Below are 21,827 nucleotides of genomic sequence, written 5' to 3' on the forward strand. Positions count from 1 at the left end.
CACGACATGAACCTGTTAAAATAGTTGATATCATGAAGTAAACGAAAAAGGGATGTGCGGAAGTTGAACATTGGAATCATTGGTGGCGGTGCGATTGGTCTGCTTTGTGCTAGTTATTTAACGCAGCATCATGACGTCACAGTCTTTACAAGAAGAAACGAACAGGCAGAAGAGATTCGAGCATTCGGCATTGAGCGAACAGTAAAAGGAGATACATGCCAGGCGACTGTTCATGCACAGACAGGAATAACAGGAGAATTTGATTTGCTCATCGTGACAGTGAAATATCATCATTTGCAAGATGTGCTGCGTGAACTATCGACATTACCTCCTCATCGTATCTTATTTTTACAGAACGGAATGGCTCACTTATTAGATTTGGAGAATTGGAAAACAGGACACTCATTATACATAGGTGTGGTAGAGCACGGAGCTATGAAGATGTCAGATCATGAAGTGAACCATACAGGTATCGGTGTCATCAAGTGGGGGGCATATCAGCATGAAGAAGCAGCAGATATAAAAAATGCATTGAATGAGACATCATCTCATTTTCAGATGATCTATACGGATGAATGGATAAAGGTGCTGGAGGAAAAACTGCTTGTCAATGTCTGTATCAATCCGCTCACGGCTTTGCAGCATGTGAGGAACGGGGAATTAATCGCAAACTCCTCATATGAACACATGATGAAATGTGCATTTGAAGAAGCAGTTTCCATCTTGGGCTTGTCTGAAAAAGAGCGGCTCTGGCCTTATGTAGTTTCTATTTGTGAGAAAACCGCTGAGAATCAGTCCTCGATGCTTCAAGATATAGTGAAAGGCCGCCAAACCGAAAGAAAAGCCATCCTTGGTTATCTTTTAAAAAAGGCTCAAGCTCATGGCGTTGCGGCGCCACATCTCACTTTCTTTGATCGAAGCTTGGAAGTATTGGAAAAAAAGCAAACAAAATCTTTTGAGTGAGCTCATTTACATGCTATACTTTTTTCGGGAAACTAACTATTTATTGAAGAAAGGAAGTTCTAAACATGCAATTGACTGAACTTTCCATCCGAAGTCAGAATTTATTCATACGTGATTATATAGAAGAAAAAAAAGAAATGACGACTTTTTTTGATTATGATATACATTCTGAGCACACATGGAAAAAGAGATACGACGATCTCATGGAAATGAGCTTCCCGCGCGAGGCTTTAGCGGATTATATGAGCGCATACCACGCAAAGTTTGAATCGGCAGCGATGCGCCAGAACATTGAAAAGATCCGTGATGAACGGAGTGTCATGGTGGTCGGAGGACAGCAGGCTGGTCTATTAACAGGACCGCTTTATACCATACATAAAATCATATCCATCATTCAGTTTGCAAAAGAAAAAGAAACAGAGCTTGGCGTCCCAGTGATTCCGGTCTTTTGGGTAGCCGGTGAGGATCATGACGTAGATGAAATTAATTTTGTGTACACATCTGGCGAAAAAGGGCCAGTGAAACAAAAACTGTCATTACATAACGTCAAAAAAGCGGCTGCGAAAAGAATCCCGCTTGATCAAGAAAAAACCGAGACATGGCTCCGTGATGTGTTTTCAACGTATGAAGAATCTGCATACACCAATGACTTGCTTGATCAGCTTCTTCGATGTTTACGCAAATCACAAACGTTTACTGATTTCTTTGAATGGATTGTATGTGACCTCTTTGAAGAGGATGGACTGCTTTTACTTAATTCAGGTGACTTAGGTGTTAAACCACTCGAGCGTGCGTTATTCAAGCACATTGTCGAGACAAATGATGCGGTTACTACTCGCTTAAATGAATCACAGGCTGCTATGAAACGAGCAGGATATCAGCCGATTATTGAAGCTGGTGACAATCAGGCGAATCTGTTTTACGAATATGATGAGGAACGTTTCCTGATTGAAAAAGAGAACGGCCGGTTTTCTATATCAGAAGTGGGGCTTACATGGACGAAGGAAGAACTTTTGCAGGAAGTGGAGGAGCACCCAGAACGGTTTAGCAACAATGTGGTGACGCGTCCCTTGATGCAGGAAACCCTTCTCCCGACACTTGCCTTTATGGCAGGACACGGTGAGGTTAACTATTGGGGAGAGCTGAAAGGAATCTTTGAGCATTTTCAATTAAAGATGGCGCCTGTTCTTCCGAGGCTGCATGTGACCATTCTTGAAAGGCATATCGACAAGAAACTGCCAGTTAGAGAACTGTCGGTAGAAGAAGTGCTGACAAATGGAGTAAAAGAAAAGAAAGAAGCGCACTTTCAGCAAAGTCTTCCAGACAGCTTTGTTCAAGCGGTTCAACACACCAAACGTGAATTAGCAAATGCTCATGGCGTGATGAGACAAGAAGCACTGGAGATTGAACCAAACTTCGAGCAGCTGCTAGATAAAAATGCCAAATTTATTGAAGACCAGCTTCAATTTGTTTATCAAAAGGTGGCGCAGCGTGTGGAAGAGAAGGAAGGATATATCCTTCGGGACTTTGAACGAATTGAAAATAGTTTAAAACCACTAGATGCCCCGCAGGAAAGAATTTGGAATATCATGTACTTTTTAAACAAATATGGTCCAGAATTCTTCAAAACGTTCAAAAATCTGCCATTTTCATTTCAAAACAAGCAACAAATTGTCAAACTTTGAAATAAAGTTTTAATGAACCCTGACTAGTTCAGGGTTTTTTTTTATGTAGAAACAGTGTAGAATAAGTTTTGTGGAGAGAAGTGGTGGATAGTGGAGAGTATGGGTGAGAAAGTGGGGCTCTGATTATCATGTTCATGGGTGAATACCAACATACGATTGATACAAAAGGGCGCATGATCATCCCTGCTAAATTTAGAGACGGTCTCGGAGAACAATTTGTGCTGACGAGAGGGCTTGATCAATGTTTATTTGGCTACCCTATGAGTGAGTGGAAATTAATTGAAGAGAAACTCAAAGCACTACCGCTAACGAAAAAAGATGCACGTGCGTTTACACGGTTCTTCTTCTCTGGCGCAGTAGAATGCGATCTGGACAAGCAGGGGCGTATTAACATCGCATCAAACCTACTCCAATATGCAAAACTCGAAAAAGAATGTGTGGTCATCGGCGTTTCAAATCGAATTGAGTTGTGGAGTAAGTCGATCTGGGAACAATATACAGAAGAGCAAGAAGATTCTTTTGCTGAAATTGCTGAAAACATGATTGGATTTGATATATAATAATCCCTTGTGCAGCAAGCTTTCTACACATTCATTTCTATTTGAAAAAGGTGGGACCATAACATCATGTTTCAACATGAGACAGTATTATTAAAAGAAACAGTTGACGGTTTAAACGTAAAAGAAGACGGTACATATGTGGACTGCACGCTAGGCGGAGCAGGTCATAGTTCATATTTACTATCTCAATTATCAGAAAAAGGAACATTGATTGGATTTGACCAAGACGATGCTGCACTGGATCATGCACGAGAGAAGCTCGCAGATTTTAAAGCGAACATTCTTTTCATAAAAAGCAACTTCCGATATTTAAAAGAACGTCTGAATGAACAAGGTATTACGAGTGTAGACGGTGTGATTTTTGACCTTGGGGTATCATCTCCTCAGCTCGACACACCAGAGAGAGGCTTTAGTTATCACCATGATGCACCTCTTGACATGCGAATGGATCAATCAGCCGCATTGTCGGCAAAAAAAGTGGTGAATGAATGGCCATTTGAAGATCTAGTTCGGATTTTCTACAAATATGGGGAAGAAAAGTTCAGCAAGCAAATCGCACGCAAAATTGAAGAAGCAAGAAAAAAAGCGCCAATTGAAACAACGGGTGAGCTTGTCGACATTATCAAAGAAGGAATTCCGGCACCTGCAAGACGGACTGGCGGACATCCAGCGAAAAGAGTGTTTCAAGCGATCCGAATTGCCGTAAATGATGAATTGAAAGTATTTGAAGAAGCACTAGAACAAGCAATAGAGTTACTCAATCCGAAGGGGAGAATTTCTGTCATTACATTCCATTCACTTGAAGACCGGATTTGTAAAAGTACATTTAGAGAAATGTCTTCTCTTCCAGAACTTCCGCACGGACTACCAGTGATTCCAGAAGGACTTGAACCAAAGCTGAAGCTGATCACGAGAAAACCGATCGTTGCATCAGAACAAGAGCTGGAACATAACAACCGTGCCCGTTCAGCGAAGCTCCGAATTGCAGAAAAAAAGTAAAACGACACCATAGATGATGATAAAAAGGAGGTTTCTTATGAGTAATTTGGCTTATCAAAGAGAAGTGAAGCAACATCAAACAGAGCAGCAAGGCCAATCGGTTGTCATTAAAAGAAGAGGGTCTATCACCCTTGGTGAAAAAATCTTACTTGTCATGTTTGTTATGGCTCTTATGTGCAGCTCGATTCTCATCATTTCTAAAGCTTTTGCTGTCTATCACGCCAATATCGAAGTGCAGAAGCTAGAACAGCAAGTATCTTTAGAATCGAAGAAGATCACTGAGCTACAAAAGGAAAAAGACTTGCTGAGTGAACCAGAAAGAATCATTGAAGCTGCGAAAAAAGCAGGCTTAAGCATATCGAAAGATGTTAAGAAGGTCGATTAACATGGCGATGCCTAAAAAGAATAAAATGATGAACAGAGGCGCGGCAATTGCAAGTATTTGCTTCGCCCTGTTTTTCTTTATCATCCTAGCACGTTTTATTTATATTCAAATTACTGGAACAGTTGATGGACAAGTATTAGCTGCTAAGGCAAATGAACAATATCAATCGAAGAAAACACTTGAAGCCAAAAGAGGATCTATTTTAGACCGGAATGGAAATGTGATCGCTGAGGATACATCTGTGTATAAGCTCATTGCGGTCATGAGTAAGAAAATGACAGTGGACCCTAAGCATCCAATGCATGTCGTCGATAAAGAAAAGACGGCAAAAGAGCTCTCAAAAGTCATCGATATGAGTGAAAGCGAAATTTTAAAGCGTCTCAATACAAAAGATGCATTCCAAGTGGAGTTTGGGAAAGCGGGGAAGGATATTAGTTTTTCAACGAAGGAAGAAATTGAAAAGCTAAAGCTTCCAGGGATTGCATTTGAAAAAGACACGAAGCGATATTATCCAAACGGCATGTTTGCTTCTAACCTCATCGGTTATGCCAGGTTAAATGAAGCGACAAAGGACATGTCGGGTGCAATGGGACTTGAGAAGGCACTGAACAAATTTTTGAAAGAAAAAGACGGCTATGTGACATATAACAGTGACAGAAGCGGATGGGCTTTGCCGAATAGCAAAGAAGACATTGTCGCCCCGAAAGACGGGAAAAATGTCACGCTGACCATCGATCAGAAAATTCAAGCGTTTCTTGAAGAAAGTATGACGCAGGTTGCCAAAAAGTATAAGCCGAAGAAAATCATTGCCACAGTCGTTGATCCGAAAACTGGAAAGGTTCTTGCGATGGGGCAGCGGCCAAGCTTTAATTTAAATGAACTAGACATTACGAATTATAACAATGATGTCATTTCATATGCGTTTGAACCAGGTTCAACGATGAAGATTTTCACCCTCGCTGCGGCGATCCAAGAAGGAGTCTACCAAGGCAGTGAAAAATATCAATCTGGTACTTATAAAGTAGGCGGCGGCCTTGTGCGAGATCACAACAACGGAAATGGCTGGGGGAAAATTGACTTTCACCAAGGGGTTCTTCGCTCGTCAAATGTGGCCTTTGCAAAGCTGGCAAAAGAAAAGCTAGGCTTCACACGCTACGAACAATATTTGCAGAAGTTCCATTTCTATGACAAAACGGGGATTGACTTGCCGAACGAAGCGTCTAGCAAAATCAATTATAGGTATGAATATGACAAAGCATCGACAGCTTATGGTCAAGCATCAGCCATCACACCGATTCAACAAATCGAAGCAGCCACAGCGATAGCAAACGGCGGAACGATGATGAAGCCATATGTCATTGACCATATTACAGACCCGAACACAAACAAAACGATTTTGCAGCATGAACCAACAGCAGCAGGCAAACCGATTTCATCTGATACAGCGAAGCAAGTTCGTGACATTTTAGGTGAGGTTGTTTCCTCGAAAATTGGAACAGGCCAGCCTTATCAAATCAAAGGCTTTGACGTTGCTGGGAAAACAGGAACGGGACAAATTGGCGGTGCCGGCGGTTACCTCCAGGGAAGAAACGATTATGTCTTTTCATTTATGGGAATGGCACCAAAAGATGATCCGAAGCTGCTTGTGTATGTGGCTGTTCAGCAGCCGCAGCTGTCTGAAACAGAAACGGGATCAGCTCCGGTTTCTCAAATCTTTAACCCTGTCATGAAAAATAGTTTGCTATATTTAAATATTGCACCAACAAAAACAGACGATAAAAAATCAGGCGAACAAAAAGTGAAACAAGAAACGATGCCTTCATTCTTAGATTTAGAAGTGAAGCAGGCAGAAACAGAAGCCAAAAATAAACACTTAACGCCTGTTGTCATCGGCGACGGCCTCTCCATTAAACGCCAATGGCCGAGTGCGGGCTCTGAATTCTCTGAAAGCCAGAAAGTCTTCTTAAAAACAGCAGGGAAAACCATTAAGATGCCTGATATGACAGGCTGGTCCAGAAGGGAAGTCCTTCAATATGCTTCGATTGCCGGTGTGCATATAGAAACAAATGGACAAGGATATGCTGTGAAACAAAGTGTCAAAAGTGGAGCTGAGATTTCAGACAAAGTCGTTACCGTGACATTTAAAAGCCCAAATTAACTTTTAACCTAGCAAATCACTTGCTAGGTTTTTTCTTTTGCTCCAGCAGAATATCACGGTGCGTTCTACAAAAGGACGGGCCTGCATATGATGAAAATAAGCCATATGTAAGGAGTGAACCGGGCGTGCGAGTGTCGAGTGTAACAGTGAGAAAACGATTGCTTTTCGTGCTGCTGTTTGGGGTGATCATTTTTTTCATCATAGATACTAGATTAGGATATGTACAGTTTATTATGGGCGAGAAGCTAACAAGCTTAGCTAAAGATTCATGGAGCCGAAACCTTCCATTCGAACCGGAACGAGGAGATATTTTGGACCGGAATGGAGTAGAGCTTGCGACGAACAAAAGTGCTCCATCTATTTTGGTTGTACCTCGACAAATTAAAGACCCTGCAGAAACAAGTAAGAAGTTGGCAGCAGTGCTGAATATGTCTGAAGAGAAAGCGTACAAGCACGTCACGAAGAAAACATCAATTGAACGAATATCTCCTGAGGGCAGAAAGGTATCACATGAAAAAGCAAAAGAAGTAAGAGAGCTTGATTTAGAAGGTGTGTATGTAACAGAAGACAGCATCAGACATTATCCGTTTGGCAGCTTTCTTTCACATGTACTGGGCTTCGCTGGAATCGATAATCAAGGTTTACTTGGACTTGAAGCCTACTATGACGATGACCTAAAAGGCGAAAAAGGCTCTGTGAAATTTTATTCTGATGCCAAGGGACAGAAAATGCCAGATGAAGCAGATGATTATACACCGCCTAAAGATGGTCTTGATATGAAGTTAACAGTTGATGCAAAAGTACAAACTATTATAGAGCGGGAATTAGACAACGCGCAGGCAAAGTATCATCCAGATGGTATGATTGCGATTGCGATGAATCCGAAAAATGGTGAAGTGCTGGGAATGTCAAGCAGACCAGATTTTGATCCAGCTGACTATCAATCAGTTGATCCAAAAGTGTTCAACCGAAATCTACCGGTGTGGAGCACATATGAGCCGGGTTCGACATTTAAAATTATTACACTTGCAGCAGCATTAGAAGAGAAGAAAGTTAATTTAAAACGCGATTCATTTTTTGACAGTGGATCTGTGACAGTTGATGGTGCAAGACTCAGGTGCTGGAAAAAAGGCGGACACGGATCACAGTCATTCTTGGAAGTAGTTCAAAATTCCTGTAACCCCGGCTTTGTAGAGCTAGGAGACCGTCTTGGTAAAGAAAAATTATTTTCCTATATCAAAAATTTCGGATTTGGCCAAAAAACTGGGATTGACCTTCAGGGAGAGGGGCGGGGAATTTTGTTCCCGCTTGATCGTGTAGGTCCTGTAGAGCAGGCGACCACCGCCTTTGGTCAAGGTGTTTCTGTTACACCGATTCAGCAAGTAGCTGCAGTAGCAGCTGCAGTAAATGGCGGGACACTTTACACGCCTTATATTGCAAAAGAATGGATAGATCCAATCACAAAAGAGGTCGTGAAAAAGCAATCGCCGATTGCCAAAAAGAAAGTGATATCAGCAGAAACATCTAAAGAAATCAGGTATGCACTTGAAAGTGTAGTCGCCCAAGGAACTGGCCGAAATGCATTTGTTGAAGGGTATCGGGTCGGCGGAAAAACAGGAACAGCACAGAAGGTAAAGGACGGAAAGTATATGGAGAATAACCACATTGTGTCGTTTATCGGATTTGCGCCTGCAGATGACCCGAGTATTGTAGTCTATGTAGCTGTGGATAACCCAAAAGGCACCATTCAATTTGGTGGTACCGTTGCCGCACCAATCGTTGGTCATATTATGCGGGATAGCCTGCCTGAGATGGGTGTGAAAAAAAGAAAAGGCCAAATTGAAAAGAAGTATCAGTGGCTGGACACAAAAACCATTGAAGTACCGAATCTTGTAGGAGGATCTGTTTCAGATCTTGAATCCCTCTTGATCAACCTAAAGATCGATGCCTCAGGAACTGGCAGTAAAGTAGTGAAGCAATCACCTGCTGCTGGGACAAAAGTCAAAGAAGGTTCCACGATCAGATTATACTTAAACGATGAATAATAAAGAATGAACAGAGGGTAGCCGCACTCATTTGGCTGCCTCTTTTTGTTGAAAGAGAAGGACAGTTTGAAAAAAAGAGTCCAAAGTGTGTTTTTTCTAACAGAAACTTAAGGAATACGCTGGATGTATCCTTTTTTTTACGATAAAATATAGACTGTGTGTTTTTTTCACAAGACATGCACGTGAACGAATTTGAGAGGTTTGATATGAAAATGAAATTACAAGAACTGCTTACATACTTTAAAAGTGAAAACAACGAATTGATAAACGAAAATCCTGATATCACTTCCATTGAAATGGATTCAAGAGAGGTGAAAGAGGGAAGCCTTTTTGTCTGTATAAAAGGCTATACAGTAGATGGACACGATTATGCTGAAAAAGCGGTGAAAAGTGGGGCTGCAGCCATTGTAGCAGAACACCCTCTTAACATAACAGATGTACCAGTCATTATTGTGAAACACTCTCAAAGAGCACTAGCAAGAATAGCTGATGCGTTTTATGAACAGCCCACTCATAAGCTGAATCTCATAGGGATCACAGGCACAAATGGAAAAACCTCAACAACACACATGATCGAACAAATGATGAGAAAAGCCGAGAAGAAAACAGGCTTAATCGGTACGATGTATATGAAGGTGAATGATGACATTCTCGACGTGAAAAACACCACACCTGAAAGTGTCACACTTCAGAAAACGTTTAAACAGATGCTTGATCAAGATGTAGACACAGCCATCATGGAAGTATCATCACATGCACTCCATCTTGGCAGAGTACATGGATGTGATTATGATATTGCGGTTTTCACAAACCTTACGCAGGACCATCTTGACTACCACAACACAATGGAAGAATATAAACATGCGAAAAGCTTGCTGTTTTCTCAGCTTGGAAGTGCCTTTCATCACAATAAACCGAAGCATGCGATTTTAAATGCAGATGATGAGGCTTCGAGTTATTTTGAAAAAGTCACAGCTGCTGAAGTCATGACGTATGCCTTAGAGCAAAAAGCGGATGTCATGGCAAAAAATATTCAAATCATGCCGAAGGGAACTCAGTTTGATCTGGTCACTCCAATCGGCACCAAAAAAGTGACGGTTGCCCTCGTCGGAAAGTTCAATGTGTATAATATCCTTGCAGCTGTATCAGTTGGCATCGTATCTGGCTTAACATTTGAGACGATCGTGAGTGCGATTGAAGAGCTGGAAGGAGTCAAAGGCAGATTTGAACTTGTAAACTGCGATCAAGACTTCCCTGTCATCGTCGATTACGCGCATACACCTGACAGCTTAGAAAATGTCCTCACAACATGTAGAGAATTAACAGAGGGGAAAATTTTCTGTGTGATTGGCTGCGGTGGCGATCGTGATAAAACAAAGCGTCCTCAAATGGCTCAAATCGCTGTGAAATATGCAGATGAACCTGTATTTACATCAGACAACCCAAGAAGCGAAGATCCTTCAGCCATTTTAAAAGATATGGAAAATGGGGTCCCAGACGCGTATTATCATAGCTTTGTGAATCGGAAACAAGCGATCTTTTTTGCCATTGCCAATGCGAAAAAAGGCGATACAGTCTTAATAGCGGGTAAAGGTCATGAGACCTATCAAATTATTGACGATCAAGTCTATGACTTTGATGATGCAAAGGTTGCTGTTGACGCTATTTTAGATCTAAACAAATCTTAAAATGATGAAAAGAGTGTAATGAAATGAAGCATTTTGTACAAAAACAACATATGAAGAACGAGAATGAATACCATAATAATGAATGCAATTTTTTGATGGAAAACGGCTTTGGAAATTCGGAAGGAGTAAAGAACGATGCTTGAACAGGTGATATTGTTTACAATCATAATGGGATTTTTAATCAGTGTTCTTTTATCCCCGATTTTTATACCGTTTTTAAGAAGACTTAAATTTGGTCAAAGTATTAGAGAAGAAGGTCCGCAGTCTCACCAAAAGAAATCTGGGACGCCGACAATGGGCGGCATCATGATTATCTTTTCTATTACTATTACAACGATTGTGATGATCAACAAATTTTCTGAGATTAGTCCAGAAATGTTTTTACTGTTATTTGTCACACTTGGTTACGGCCTATTAGGATTTTTAGATGATTATATTAAAGTAGCGATGAAACGAAATCTTGGTTTAACATCGAAACAGAAATTAATCGGTCAAATTGTGATCGCTGTGATCTTTTATGCAGTTTTCCATTATTATCAGTTTGCAACGACGATTCGCATTCCAGGAACAGACGTCAGCTTTGATTTAGGATGGGCTTACTTTATCCTTGTTGTTTTCATGCTTGTCGGAGGTTCTAATGCTGTGAATTTAACGGATGGACTGGATGGTCTCTTATCTGGAACCGCTGCTATTGCTTTCGGAGCATTTGCTATACTGGCTTGGAATCAATCTCAGTATGATGTAGCGATCTTTTCAGTAGCTGTTGCAGGAGCCGTCCTTGGCTTCCTTGTGTTTAACGCACATCCTGCAAAAGTATTTATGGGGGATACAGGTTCTCTAGCATTAGGCGGAGCCATTGTAGCAATTGCGATTTTAACGAAGCTTGAAATTTTACTGGTCATTATTGGTGGAGTATTTGTTGTTGAGACGTTATCCGTTATTCTTCAAGTCATCTCCTTTAAAACAACCGGCAAAAGAATCTTTAAGATGAGTCCGCTTCACCACCACTATGAGTTAGTTGGCTGGTCAGAGTGGAGAGTAGTTGTCACCTTCTGGACAGCTGGTTTATTACTTGCTGTTTTAGGAATTTACATCGAGGTGTGGTTATAATTGAATAAGATGCAAATGTTAAAAAACGAACATGTACTAGTATTAGGTCTTGCTAAAAGCGGGTATGCGGCGGCTTCAATTCTTCATGAACATGGAGTAAATGTGACGGTAAATGATCAAAAACCGTTTGAAGAAAATGAACCTGCTCAGCTACTTTCTGAAAAGGGGATTGATGTCATTTGTGGCAGTCATCCTCTTCGTATATTCGAAGATAAAGACATTACAATTTTAATTAAAAATCCAGGTATTCCATATGAAAATGTGATGGTTCAAGAAGCGCTTCGCCGCCAAATTCCAGTTTGGACGGAAATAGAATTAGCGTATCATTTAACCTCATCTCCTTTTATTGGGATTACTGGATCGAATGGAAAAACCACTACCACGACATTGATTTATGAAATGCTGAAACAAGACAGCCAAAAAACATTAGTGGCGGGTAATATTGGAACAGTTGCCTGTGAAGTGGCTGCAAATGCAGCTGGCGATGAGTGGATCGTAACAGAACTTTCTTCTTTTCAGTTAATGGGAACAGTTGAATTTAGACCTAAAATCAGCTTAATATTAAATATTTTTGATGCACATTTAGATTATCACCACACTCGTGATGAATATGAAAAAGCAAAGCAGAAAGTATTCGCACATCAACAGGAAGATGACATCGCTGTAATTAACCTAGATGATCCTTCCGTTGTAAAACTAGCAGAAGGTTCAAAAGCAAAAAAAGTGTTTTTCTCAGTGAAAGAGCCAGTAGAACATGGTGCGTTTATTCAACATGGTGCAATTTACTACATGAATGAACATATCATTGATGTAAAGGATGTTGTCCTTCCTGGTGAGCATAATCAAGAAAACATTCTGGCAGCTATTTGTGTTGTAAAAAATGCAGGCTGCTCAAATGAAGCAATCGTTCACGTTCTCACGACATTTGGTGGAGTGAAGCATCGTCTGCAATTTGTAGATACAATCCAGAGTCGTAAATTTTATAACGATAGTAAAGCAACTAATATTTTGGCAACAAGTAAAGCATTGTCAGCCTTCGAACAACCGACTATTTTATTAGCAGGTGGACTTGATCGAGGTAATGAATTTGATGAGTTGAAACCTTTTATGAAACATGTAAAAGGAATTATCACATTTGGTGAGACTGCACCTAAGTTTGTGAAGCTTGGTGAAGAGCTTGGAATACATCACGTAAAACATGTCGATAATGTTGAACAAGCAGTACCTGCGGCGTTTAACATATCTGAAGAAGAAGACGTGATTTTATTATCTCCAGCTTGTGCAAGCTGGGATCAACATAAAACATTTGAAGAACGTGGAGACATGTTTGTAAACGCCGTGCATATGCTTAAATAAGGGCTTGTCTCTCGTATGACTGACAGCCCAAATGAAATTATGCTTGGGGTGTCGGTCTCTTGACGAATAAGAAAACTTCTCCGGATTTTTTGCTTGTTGTCATTACGTTACTTTTATTGACGATTGGTTTAATTATGGTGTACAGCGCTAGTGCTGTGTGGGCATCGTATAAATTTGATGATTCGTTTTATTTTGCAAAAAGACAGCTTTTGTTTGCCGGAATCGGAGTTATCGCAATGTTTTTCATTATGCGAGTCGATTATTGGACGTGGCGGACTTGGTCAAAGATATTGATTGCTGTTTGTTTTCTCCTTTTGCTGCTTGTACTTATTCCTGGCATCGGGATGGAGAGAAATGGATCAAGAAGCTGGATCGGTGTCGGTGCGTTTAGTATTCAGCCCTCTGAATTTATGAAGCTTGCGATGATTGCGTTTCTTGCAAAATTCTTATCTGAAAAACAAAAAAATATCACATCCTTTCGCAAAGGTTTTGCCCCAGCTTTAGGCATTGTATTTTCTGCATTTGCCATCATTATGCTTCAACCGGATCTGGGAACAGGAACGGTAATGGTTGGAACCTGTATTATTATGATATTTGTTTCAGGTGCGAGAATTGCTCACTTTATATTTCTCGGCCTTATAGGGCTCAGCGGGTTTGCTGCACTTGTCTTATCAGCACCCTACCGAATAAAACGAATAACATCTTATTTAAATCCTTGGGAAGATCCACTAGGCAGTGGGTTTCAAATTATTCAATCCTTATACGCTGTTGGTCCAGGTGGTCTGTTCGGAATGGGACTTGGTCAAAGTAGACAAAAATTCTTCTATTTACCTGAGCCCCAAACGGACTTTATCTTTGCGATATTGTCTGAAGAGCTTGGCTTTATAGGGGGATCACTCATTTTGCTCCTCTTTAGTGTTCTATTATGGAGAGGCATACGAATAGCACTTGGAGCTCCAGACTTATATGGGAGTTTCCTAGCAGTTGGTATTATTTCAATGGTTGCCATTCAAGTAATGATTAACATCGCAGTTGTCACTGGACTTATTCCTGTGACAGGTATCACGCTCCCATTCCTTAGTTATGGCGGCTCATCATTGACATTAATGCTGATGGCGATTGGTGTACTTCTGAATGTAAGCAGGTACGCAAGATATTAGCGTGCTGAAGCTAATGAAACCATGTTGACGTTTATTTTGCAAAAGTATAAAAAAATGATTTGAAGAGTGAAAATGACAGTTTTTGTTTAGAAAACGTGTATTTTGACTCTTCTTTACAGGTTTTAATGGAGCCCTGTTGTTTAAAACAGGGTTTATACTTTGTTCAGAGCAGAAAAAAATTGAGGGGAAATGGTATAATGCGTATAGTAATCAGTGGAGGCGGAACAGGCGGTCATATTTATCCGGCCTTAGCCTTTATTAAAGAAGTGAAAAGACTACATCCTGATGTGGAATTTTTATATATCGGTACTGAAAATGGACTTGAAAAGAAAATTGTAGAAAGAGAAAATATCCCTTTCAAGGCGATAGAAATTTCAGGTTTTAAACGAAAGCTTTCCTTTGATAACGTCAAAACGGTGATGAGATTTTTAAAAGGCGTTCAAAAAAGCAAATCTTACTTAAAAGAATTCAAGCCTGATGCGGTTATTGGAACAGGCGGTTATGTGTGTGGGCCTGTGGTTTATGCGGCTTCTAAGCTGAAGATCCCAACTATTATACACGAACAAAACAGCCTGCCTGGTATTACAAATAAGTTCCTAGCGAGATATGTTAATAGGGTAGCCATATGCTTTGATGAAGCAAAGGCACATTTTCCTTCTGAAAAGGTTGTATTTACGGGAAACCCTAGAGCCTCTGAAGTCGTCTCTATAAAAGAGGGGAAATCTCTTAAAGAATTCGGGCTGGATGAAAAGAAAAAAACGGTTCTTATTTTCGGGGGGAGTCGAGGTGCTGCTCCTATCAATAGAGCAGTGATCGAAATGCAAGATGATTTAAAGGCTAAAAACTACCAGCTTTTATATATCACAGGTGAGGTTCATTATGAAAAAGTGTTGAATGAACTAATGGAAAAAGGTGCAGCACCTAACATGATCACAAAACCTTTCTTGCATCAAATGCCAGAGTACCTGAAATCGATCGATGTGATTGTTGCAAGAGCAGGAGCTACAACAATTGCTGAAGTAACGGCTCTTGGAATCCCAACCATTTTTATTCCGAGCCCATACGTGACGGCTAATCATCAGGAAATCAATGCAAGATCACTTGAAAAACATGAGGCTGCGATTGTTTTAAGAGAATCAGAGCTTTCAGGGGATCGTCTGCTTCATGCCATTGATAAAATTGCTGGTAATGAAGAAAAACTCAATCAAATGAGCCGTTTAACGAAAGAACTAGGAGTACCAGATGCGGCTACACGTTTATATAATGTGTTAAAAGAAATTACGACTACATGATGGAATGATATTAGGTAAGGCGGAGGGTAATATGGAGAACTTGAAGAATGAATTATTAGAAGCGCAAGTTGGTAAAGTACTTGAAAATGAGCCGCTTGCGAATCATACAACAATGAAAATAGGCGGACCAGCAGATCTTTTGATCATCCCAAAAGATATCGGTGCAGTGAAAACGATCATGGATCATGTGAAAAAACACCATACGAATTGGACGGTTATTGGAAGAGGGTCGAATTTACTTGTACTCGATAAAGGAATTCGAGGAGTTGTCCTAAAGCTGGGTGCTGGACTGGATCACCTAACTGTAAATGATGAAGAAATTACAGTCGGCGGCGGCTACTCTGTCGTAAGGCTCGCAACATCACTTAGTAAACAAGGTCTTTCAGGACTGGAATTCGCAGCTGGTATTCCGGGATCTATTGGCGGAGCTGTTTATATGAACGCAGGTGCACATGGATCTGATATCAGTAAGATTCTTGTGAAAGCTAGAATCTTATTTGAAGATGGAAGCATCGAGTGGCTTACAAATGAACAAATGAATTTTAGCTATCGGACGTCAGTCCTACAAAAGGAACGACCTGGCATTGTTCTAGAAGCTGTGTTTAAGCTCAAGCAGGATGACCGCGAGAAAATCACAAAGAAGATGCAGCAAAATAAAGATTATCGCAAAGAAACCCAGCCTTATAATCGGCCATGTGCTGGCAGTATTTTTCGAAATCCGCTGCCTGAATATGCAGGACAGCTTGTAGAAAAAGCGAATTTAAAAGGATACCAAATCGGCGGAGCTAGAATTTCTGATATGCACGGCAACTTTATTGTCAATGCTGGTGGAGCCACTGCTCAAGACGTGCTGGACTTAATTCAGTTCATCCAAAAGAAAATTAAAGAAGACTACAACGTAGAGATGCATACAGAAGTAGAAATTATCGGTGAAGAAAATTAACAGGTAGTTTTTATGAATGATGACATCAGAGGAAAACAAACGGCATTCTTTCATGCCGTTTGTTTTCTCATCAAAATGATGACCCAAAGGTGTCGACAAGCAGCTTTGAATGAGGTGAAGAGTATATATGCGGCCTGATCATGAAAATGAAAAGATCGTCAATATAGAAGAGCGAATTCCTAAAATTAAAGAACAAAGGAAGCAAAAAGCGAATCGGAGACTGATCTCTTTTATACTACTGTTTTTTATCATGGTTTTAATTATTGTTTATTTGCAGACACCTATCAGCAAGATATCTTCTTTAACCATCACAGGTAACGAACATGTCTCAACAAAACAGCTTGTTAAACTTTCACAAATTAAAGAAGGCGAAACAGAGTTTTGGAATTTAAATAAAGATTTAACAGCAGATCATATGAAGCAAAATAAATTGATTAAAAGTGTCAGTATCAAAAAGCATTTCCCAAATAAAGTAAATATTGCTGTCAAAGAATATGCAAATATTGCGTATCTTCAAAAGGGAAATCTATATTATGAACTTCTTGAAAATGGGACTGCTTTACCAGAAGAAGTGACACCGAGTCATGCAGGACCTATTTTTGTTGATTGGGACAATAAGGAGAAGCTGAAGCAAACCGTTAAATCTTTAAATCAGCTGCCAGCCTCTATTCAGGAACTCATCTCAGAAGTATATTATGTGCCGACCAATTCAAACAAGTGGCTAGTTAAATTTTATATGAATGACGGAAACACTGTGATTGCTTCAATTAAAACATTCGGTGATAAAATGAAAACCTATCCAGCCATTGTAAAAGAGCTTTCGTCATCTGAAAAAGGCACAATTCATATGGAAGTCGCTACGTATTTCGAAGCGTTTAAATCTAAGAAAAAGGAAGATGAGCGTTGAGGGGCAAAACAGTTATATTCTCAATTGTCATGCTTGTTCTTGGTTTTCTGATATCTTTTTCATACCAATATACAAAGCAGCATCAGGCAGATGTCATTCGGACAGAGCAATGGAAAAAAGAATACTCTCTGAAAAGTCAGCTCACAACGCAAGAAAAGGCGAATCAGAAACTCGAAAAAGAATTATATAGTCTTCAATCAAAGGTACAAGCAACAGAGTCCAATTTGAAAAATGAAAAAGAGCAGTATTTTAATGTACTGGAAGATGTTGAGAAATACAGAATGTTTACAGGAGAGATCGGTGTAAAAGGAAAAGGGGTAAAAGTGTCTCTTGAAGATGCATCTTATATCCCGAGTGGACAAAATGTCAATAATTACATTGTGCATGAGAGCCATATTTTTCATGTGATAAACGAACTATTTATATCAGGTGCTTCTGCTGTATCTATTAATGGACAAAGAATCACACACCAATCATACATACATTGTAACGGTCCAGTTGTCACAGTAGATGGTGTTCAGCATCCAGCACCATTTGTCATATCTGCTATTGGTGATCCAGCTGTGTTAATACCTGCTTTAAATATTGCAGGGGGAGTGGTCGATCAGCTGACAAGTGATCACATTTCAATGACGATTGAGAAAACGGATATTCGTATGAACCCTCTTTTAAGAAACAAAGATTAAAAGTGAAAAGGTGAGTGGTGTTGAGGAAAAAGAAGCCTTTACTTAGTTTAACAGCTTTAATGATCATATTTGGCATCATGGTCTCCATCCAATTTAATTCCTTACAAAAGCCCAAAGTTCGAGATACTCGTGATGTGTGGGAACTGAGAGAGGATTTATCCGCATCTAAAAGTAAGGAATTGGATTTACTGAAAGAAATTGATAAATATGACGAGATGCTAAAAAAATATGGTCATCAAGGAGATCGATCAAAAGAAGCACAATTAACAAAAACGTTAAAAGATTTAAAAGAAAGGGCTGGTTTTACAGAAGTGGAAGGGGAGGGGATTGAAATTGAAATATCTCAGCTTTTTTCCAAGGACCTTACCGGAGAAGAAGTGAAAAATATCCCACCTGATCTTCTGAAAAAATTAATTAATGAAGCCAATATGTTTGGGGCAAAACATATTTCCATCAATGATCGCCGTGTCATTAATACAAGTGTCATTCGAGATATTAATGGCACGACAAAAATGGATGGCTACAGCTTAGATAGTGATGAAGTCATCATTAAAATGATTAGTGAGCAAGCCGACAAATTATCCAGCCGTTTAAATGTATCAGATATTGGTGATTTGTTTGCTCAGGAAAACTTCAGCTTGAGAATGAGCCAGCCGAAGAAAAAAATCCACTTAAAAGCATATGACGGTGCAATTCAAGTAAACGAATTGAAGCCTCTTGACGATGTAAAGGAGGGAAAATCTTAATGTGGCTACCTGTACTTGGCTTAATCATAGGAGTTGCGATCGGTTTCTTAACTAATTTTACGATACCGAATGAGTATTCTAATTATCTTTCCCTCGCTGTACTTGCTGCGCTTGATACATTGATTGGTGGAATCCGGGCACATCTGCAAGGGGCATACGATGAACTAGTGTTTGTATCAGGCTTCTTCTTTAATATTATACTGGCAATAAGTTTAGCTTTTCTGGGCGTCCATCTTGGTGTAGACTTGTACTTAGTCGGAATGTTTGCATTCGGCGTTAGATTGTTTCAAAATATAGCAGTTATCAGAAGAATTCTACTAACAAAATGGACAATTTCTAGAGAAAAAAAGAAAAAAAGTGAGTCATAAAAAAGGATATACATATGATGTAACGAATATTTTCAGTAATCCTAATAAAAAATGTTGATTTTTTAAGTTTTGTTACACACTTGTAAAAACACATTCATTGTATTGTTGTTCAGCAAATAATAGAATAGAAAGTATTGATATGTGAGGAGGTGCCATAGAATGAACAACAATGAAATATACGTCAGCCTTGACATCGGTACATCCAATATAAAAGTCATCGTCGGAGAAATGGCGGATGATTCGCTTAACATTATAGGTGTTGGAAATGTCCCTTCAGAGGGGTTAAAAAAAGGATCGATTGTTGATATAGATGAGACAGTTCATTCTATTAGACAAGCATTTGAACAGGCTGAGAGAATGGTAGGTTTTCCTTTACAAAAGGCGATTGTCGGAATTAACGGAAACCACATTCATATTCAGAATACGAGCGGCGTAGTCGCAGTATCTAGTGAAAACAAAGAAATACATGCTGAAGATGTGAGACGTGTCTTAGATGCTGCACAAGTAGTATCTATTCCTCAAGAACATCTCGTCGTAGACGTGATTCCGAGACAATTTATCGTCGACGGAAGAGATGAGATCACAGATCCGAAAAAAATGCTTGGTGTTCGGCTAGAAGTGGAAGGATCGTTAATTACAGGTTCTAAAACGATTCTACATAACTGGCTCCGATGTGTAGAAAGAGCTGGAATTGAAATAATGGATATATGCTTGCAGCCACTCGCATCGGGCTCAGCAGCATTATCGAAAGATGAAAAAAATCTCGGAGTAGCTCTTGTCGATATTGGCGGCGGTTCTACAACGATTTCCGTATTTGAAAACGGGCATCTCTATTCTACTCACAGTATCCCTTTGGGCGGAGAGAACATAACAAAAGATTTGTCTATAGGACTTAGAACTTCCACTGAAGAAGCTGAACGAATCAAAAAACAATTTGGGCATGCGTTTTATGATGAGGCATCGACTGAGGAGACATTTGAAGTTTCTGTGATCGGTACCGATCAAAAACAAACGTATACACAGCTTGATGCGGCTAACATAATTGAAGCGCGGCTGGAGGAAATCTTGCTCTTTGTGGCAGAGGAATTAAGAAATATGGGTGTCCATGATTTGCCTGGTGGATTCGTTCTAACAGGTGGACAAGCAGCCATTCCAGGTATTCTTTCTCTTGCACAGACGGTTTTGCAAAACAATGTTAGGATTGCAAGTCCGAATTATATCGGGGTGAGAGAGCCTCAATATATGACAGGAGTAGGTCTGATCCACTTTGCTTATCGCAATGCAAAGATTCAGGGCAGACAGGTTGGATTCCAAATGCCAGATGAGGCGTTTCATGAAGTAGGCGCATCCATGGAGCCGGTTTCTTCTGCACCACAAGTGAAAGAAGCGCAGCCAAGACCGAAAGTAAAACAAAAAGTACAACAAGAGACAAATAAAAAACCGGGCAAAATGAAAAAACTATTTAATATGTTCTGGGAATAGAATTAGATTTTCGACGGATTAGGAGGATTCAGCATGTTGGAGTTTGAAACAAATATAGACGGCCTAGCATCAATTAAAGTAATCGGAGTAGGTGGCGGCGGGAATAACGCTGTCAACCGAATGATTGAAAATGACGTACAAGGTGTCGATTTTATTGCAGTCAATACTGATGCACAGGCATTAAATCTATCAAAAGCAGAAACTAAAATGCAAATCGGTGCTAAGCTGACAAGAGGGCTTGGAGCAGGTGCGAATCCTGAAGTCGGTAAAAAAGCTGCTGAGGAAAGCAAAGAGCAGATTGAAGAAGTATTAAAAGGCGCAGACATGGTCTTCGTTACAGCTGGTATGGGTGGTGGAACTGGTACGGGTGCTGCACCTGTCATTGCAAAAATCGCAAAAGATTCTGGTGCATTGACAGTTGGAGTTGTGACTCGTCCTTTCACATTTGAAGGAAGAAAACGTCAGCTTCAAGCAGTTGAAGGAATTGCTTCTATGAAAGAAGCAGTTGACACATTAATTGTGATTCCTAACGATCGCTTGCTTGAAATTGTTGATAAAAACACGCCAATGCTGGAAGCATTCCGCGCGGCAGATAACGTTCTTAGACAAGGTGTTCAAGGGATTTCCGATTTAATTGCAACACCAGGTCTGATTAACCTTGACTTTGCTGACGTGAAAACCATCATGTCCAATAAAGGTTCGGCTCTAATGGGCATTGGCGTCGCAACAGGCGAAAATCGTGCTGCGGAAGCCGCGAAGAAAGCCATTTCTTCACCACTTCTAGAAACAGCGATCGATGGTGCTCAAGGTGTCATCATGAACATTACGGGTGGTACAAACCTAAGTCTTTATGAAGTGCAAGAAGCAGCGGATATTGTGGCTTCTGCATCTGACGAAGATGTAAACATGATTTTCGGGTCTGTCATCAATGATAACTTGAAGGATGAAATTGTGGTGACTGTGATCGCTACTGGATTCATTGAGCAAGAACCAGAAGTGACAAAATCACAAAGAAACCCACTAGGCCAAGGATTAAAGCAAAATCAATCCATTCCTCAAAAACGTGAAGTGAAACGTGAGGAACATCAACAGCCATCATCTCAGCCAAGACAAAATACTCAATCAAGTGACGATACGCTAGACATTCCAACGTTCTTACGCAACCGTAATAAACGCTAATCGAGTATCGCAAAACCCCTTCCAATGGAAGGGGTTTTTTCATGTTTCAACGTATAAGAGGATATAATCAAAAAGTCTTAAATGAGTGAAAGTCACTTCAATTCCCATGTGTAAT

The 21,827-nt window shown here is 40.1% G+C and carries 19 protein-coding genes; all 19 read left to right on the plus strand.

The features are described from left to right. The first annotated feature begins 63 nt into the window (after nt 1-63). The 19 genes from ACQYAC_RS01345 (at nt 64) to ftsZ (ending at nt 21,712) form a co-directional block, all read left to right on the plus strand. A complete protein-coding gene (locus ACQYAC_RS01345) occupies nt 64-963 on the plus strand; it encodes a 2-dehydropantoate 2-reductase (RefSeq protein ID WP_426972776.1) in 900 nt (299 codons plus the stop codon). Between the two features lie 65 nt (nt 964-1,028). Further along, nucleotides 1,029-2,648 carry a bacillithiol biosynthesis cysteine-adding enzyme BshC gene (bshC, locus tag ACQYAC_RS01350; RefSeq protein ID WP_426972778.1) on the plus strand — a complete coding sequence of 540 codons (1,620 nt, stop codon included), beginning with the start codon at nt 1,029-1,031 and terminating at the stop codon, nt 2,646-2,648. A gap of 128 nt (nt 2,649-2,776) precedes the next feature. Beyond that, nucleotides 2,777-3,208, plus strand: coding sequence for a division/cell wall cluster transcriptional repressor MraZ (gene mraZ, locus ACQYAC_RS01355; protein WP_003211163.1), 432 nt, complete (start codon nt 2,777-2,779; stop codon nt 3,206-3,208). Nucleotides 3,209-3,274: 66 nt separating this feature from the next. After that, nucleotides 3,275-4,207 carry a 16S rRNA (cytosine(1402)-N(4))-methyltransferase RsmH gene (gene rsmH, locus ACQYAC_RS01360; protein WP_169056466.1) on the plus strand — a complete coding sequence of 311 codons (933 nt, stop codon included), beginning with the start codon at nt 3,275-3,277 and terminating at the stop codon, nt 4,205-4,207. Between the two features lie 37 nt (nt 4,208-4,244). Continuing rightward, nucleotides 4,245-4,592 carry a cell division protein FtsL gene (ftsL, locus tag ACQYAC_RS01365; protein ID WP_012009864.1) on the plus strand — a complete coding sequence of 116 codons (348 nt, stop codon included), beginning with the start codon at nt 4,245-4,247 and terminating at the stop codon, nt 4,590-4,592. 7 nt (nt 4,593-4,599) lie between these two features. Beyond that, nucleotides 4,600-6,750, plus strand: coding sequence for a penicillin-binding protein (locus ACQYAC_RS01370; RefSeq protein ID WP_429942779.1), 2,151 nt, complete (start codon nt 4,600-4,602; stop codon nt 6,748-6,750). A gap of 125 nt (nt 6,751-6,875) precedes the next feature. Then, entirely contained in the window at nt 6,876-8,795 is a 1,920-nt protein-coding gene (locus ACQYAC_RS01375) for a stage V sporulation protein D (RefSeq protein ID WP_429942588.1), read from the plus strand. A gap of 212 nt (nt 8,796-9,007) precedes the next feature. Next, entirely contained in the window at nt 9,008-10,483 is a 1,476-nt protein-coding gene (locus ACQYAC_RS01380; RefSeq protein ID WP_429942780.1) for a UDP-N-acetylmuramoyl-L-alanyl-D-glutamate--2,6-diaminopimelate ligase, read from the plus strand. A gap of 135 nt (nt 10,484-10,618) precedes the next feature. Further along, the gene (gene mraY / locus ACQYAC_RS01385; RefSeq protein ID WP_003211854.1) at nt 10,619-11,593 is read left to right on the plus strand and encodes a phospho-N-acetylmuramoyl-pentapeptide-transferase; all 975 of its coding nucleotides are present in this window, start codon (nt 10,619-10,621) and stop codon (nt 11,591-11,593) included. 9 nt (nt 11,594-11,602) lie between these two features. After that, the gene (gene murD, locus ACQYAC_RS01390) at nt 11,603-12,949 is read left to right on the plus strand and encodes a UDP-N-acetylmuramoyl-L-alanine--D-glutamate ligase (protein WP_061410234.1); all 1,347 of its coding nucleotides are present in this window, start codon (nt 11,603-11,605) and stop codon (nt 12,947-12,949) included. A 59-nt stretch (nt 12,950-13,008) separates the two neighbouring features. Continuing rightward, on the plus strand, nt 13,009-14,109 hold the full coding sequence (spoVE, locus tag ACQYAC_RS01395; protein WP_003212197.1) for a stage V sporulation protein E: 1,101 nt from the start codon (nt 13,009-13,011) through the stop codon (nt 14,107-14,109). Between the two features lie 197 nt (nt 14,110-14,306). Beyond that, entirely contained in the window at nt 14,307-15,401 is a 1,095-nt protein-coding gene (gene murG, locus ACQYAC_RS01400; RefSeq protein ID WP_339165680.1) for an undecaprenyldiphospho-muramoylpentapeptide beta-N-acetylglucosaminyltransferase, read from the plus strand. Between the two features lie 31 nt (nt 15,402-15,432). Next, nucleotides 15,433-16,344 carry a UDP-N-acetylmuramate dehydrogenase gene (gene murB, locus ACQYAC_RS01405; protein WP_339165681.1) on the plus strand — a complete coding sequence of 304 codons (912 nt, stop codon included), beginning with the start codon at nt 15,433-15,435 and terminating at the stop codon, nt 16,342-16,344. Between the two features lie 127 nt (nt 16,345-16,471). Further along, the gene (locus ACQYAC_RS01410) at nt 16,472-17,251 is read left to right on the plus strand and encodes a cell division protein FtsQ/DivIB (protein WP_429942589.1); all 780 of its coding nucleotides are present in this window, start codon (nt 16,472-16,474) and stop codon (nt 17,249-17,251) included. Next, complete coding sequence (locus tag ACQYAC_RS01415) at nt 17,248-17,937, plus strand: DUF881 domain-containing protein (protein WP_003211621.1); 690 nt, start codon at nt 17,248-17,250, stop codon at nt 17,935-17,937. Before ACQYAC_RS01410 ends, ACQYAC_RS01415 begins: the two co-directional genes overlap by 4 nt. Nucleotides 17,938-17,957: 20 nt before the next feature. After that, nucleotides 17,958-18,683: a DUF881 domain-containing protein gene (locus tag ACQYAC_RS01420; protein WP_429942590.1), complete on the plus strand. Its 726-nt coding sequence runs from the start codon at nt 17,958-17,960 to the stop codon at nt 18,681-18,683. Beyond that, nucleotides 18,683-19,051 (plus strand): small basic family protein, encoded by a 369-nt coding sequence (locus ACQYAC_RS01425; RefSeq protein WP_003210988.1) that lies wholly within the window; start codon nt 18,683-18,685, stop codon nt 19,049-19,051. Before ACQYAC_RS01420 ends, ACQYAC_RS01425 begins: the two co-directional genes overlap by 1 nt. Before the next feature lie 159 nt (nt 19,052-19,210). Continuing rightward, a complete protein-coding gene (gene ftsA, locus ACQYAC_RS01430) occupies nt 19,211-20,533 on the plus strand; it encodes a cell division protein FtsA (RefSeq protein ID WP_429942591.1) in 1,323 nt (440 codons plus the stop codon). A 33-nt stretch (nt 20,534-20,566) separates the two neighbouring features. After that, entirely contained in the window at nt 20,567-21,712 is a 1,146-nt protein-coding gene (gene ftsZ, locus ACQYAC_RS01435; RefSeq protein ID WP_003211613.1) for a cell division protein FtsZ, read from the plus strand. Nucleotides 21,713-21,827: the final 115 nt, after the last annotated feature.

The organism is Bacillus sp. MM09(2025) (assembly GCF_050496725.1).
GTDB lineage: Bacteria > Bacillota > Bacilli > Bacillales > Bacillaceae > Bacillus > Bacillus pumilus.

Excerpts from the sequence above, each read along its gene's own strand:
- murG (WP_339165680.1), top strand. The coding sequence starts at position 14,307 with ATGCGTATAGTAATCAGTGGAGGCGGAACAGGCGGTCATATTTATCCG.
- ftsA (WP_429942591.1), top strand. The coding sequence starts at position 19,211 with ATGAACAACAATGAAATATACGTCAGCCTTGACATCGGTACATCCAAT.
- ACQYAC_RS01380 (WP_429942780.1), top strand. The coding sequence starts at position 9,008 with ATGAAATTACAAGAACTGCTTACATACTTTAAAAGTGAAAACAACGAA.
- murD (WP_061410234.1), top strand. The coding sequence starts at position 11,603 with ATGCAAATGTTAAAAAACGAACATGTACTAGTATTAGGTCTTGCTAAA.
- murB (WP_339165681.1), top strand. The coding sequence starts at position 15,433 with ATGGAGAACTTGAAGAATGAATTATTAGAAGCGCAAGTTGGTAAAGTA.
- ftsL (WP_012009864.1), top strand. The coding sequence starts at position 4,245 with ATGAGTAATTTGGCTTATCAAAGAGAAGTGAAGCAACATCAAACAGAG.
- rsmH (WP_169056466.1), top strand. The coding sequence starts at position 3,275 with ATGTTTCAACATGAGACAGTATTATTAAAAGAAACAGTTGACGGTTTA.
- ftsZ (WP_003211613.1), top strand. The coding sequence starts at position 20,567 with ATGTTGGAGTTTGAAACAAATATAGACGGCCTAGCATCAATTAAAGTA.
- ACQYAC_RS01370 (WP_429942779.1), top strand. The coding sequence starts at position 4,600 with ATGCCTAAAAAGAATAAAATGATGAACAGAGGCGCGGCAATTGCAAGT.
- ACQYAC_RS01410 (WP_429942589.1), top strand. The coding sequence starts at position 16,472 with ATGCGGCCTGATCATGAAAATGAAAAGATCGTCAATATAGAAGAGCGA.
- ACQYAC_RS01425 (WP_003210988.1), top strand. The coding sequence starts at position 18,683 with ATGTGGCTACCTGTACTTGGCTTAATCATAGGAGTTGCGATCGGTTTC.
- bshC (WP_426972778.1), top strand. The coding sequence starts at position 1,029 with ATGCAATTGACTGAACTTTCCATCCGAAGTCAGAATTTATTCATACGT.
- mraZ (WP_003211163.1), top strand. The coding sequence starts at position 2,777 with ATGTTCATGGGTGAATACCAACATACGATTGATACAAAAGGGCGCATG.
- mraY (WP_003211854.1), top strand. The coding sequence starts at position 10,619 with ATGCTTGAACAGGTGATATTGTTTACAATCATAATGGGATTTTTAATC.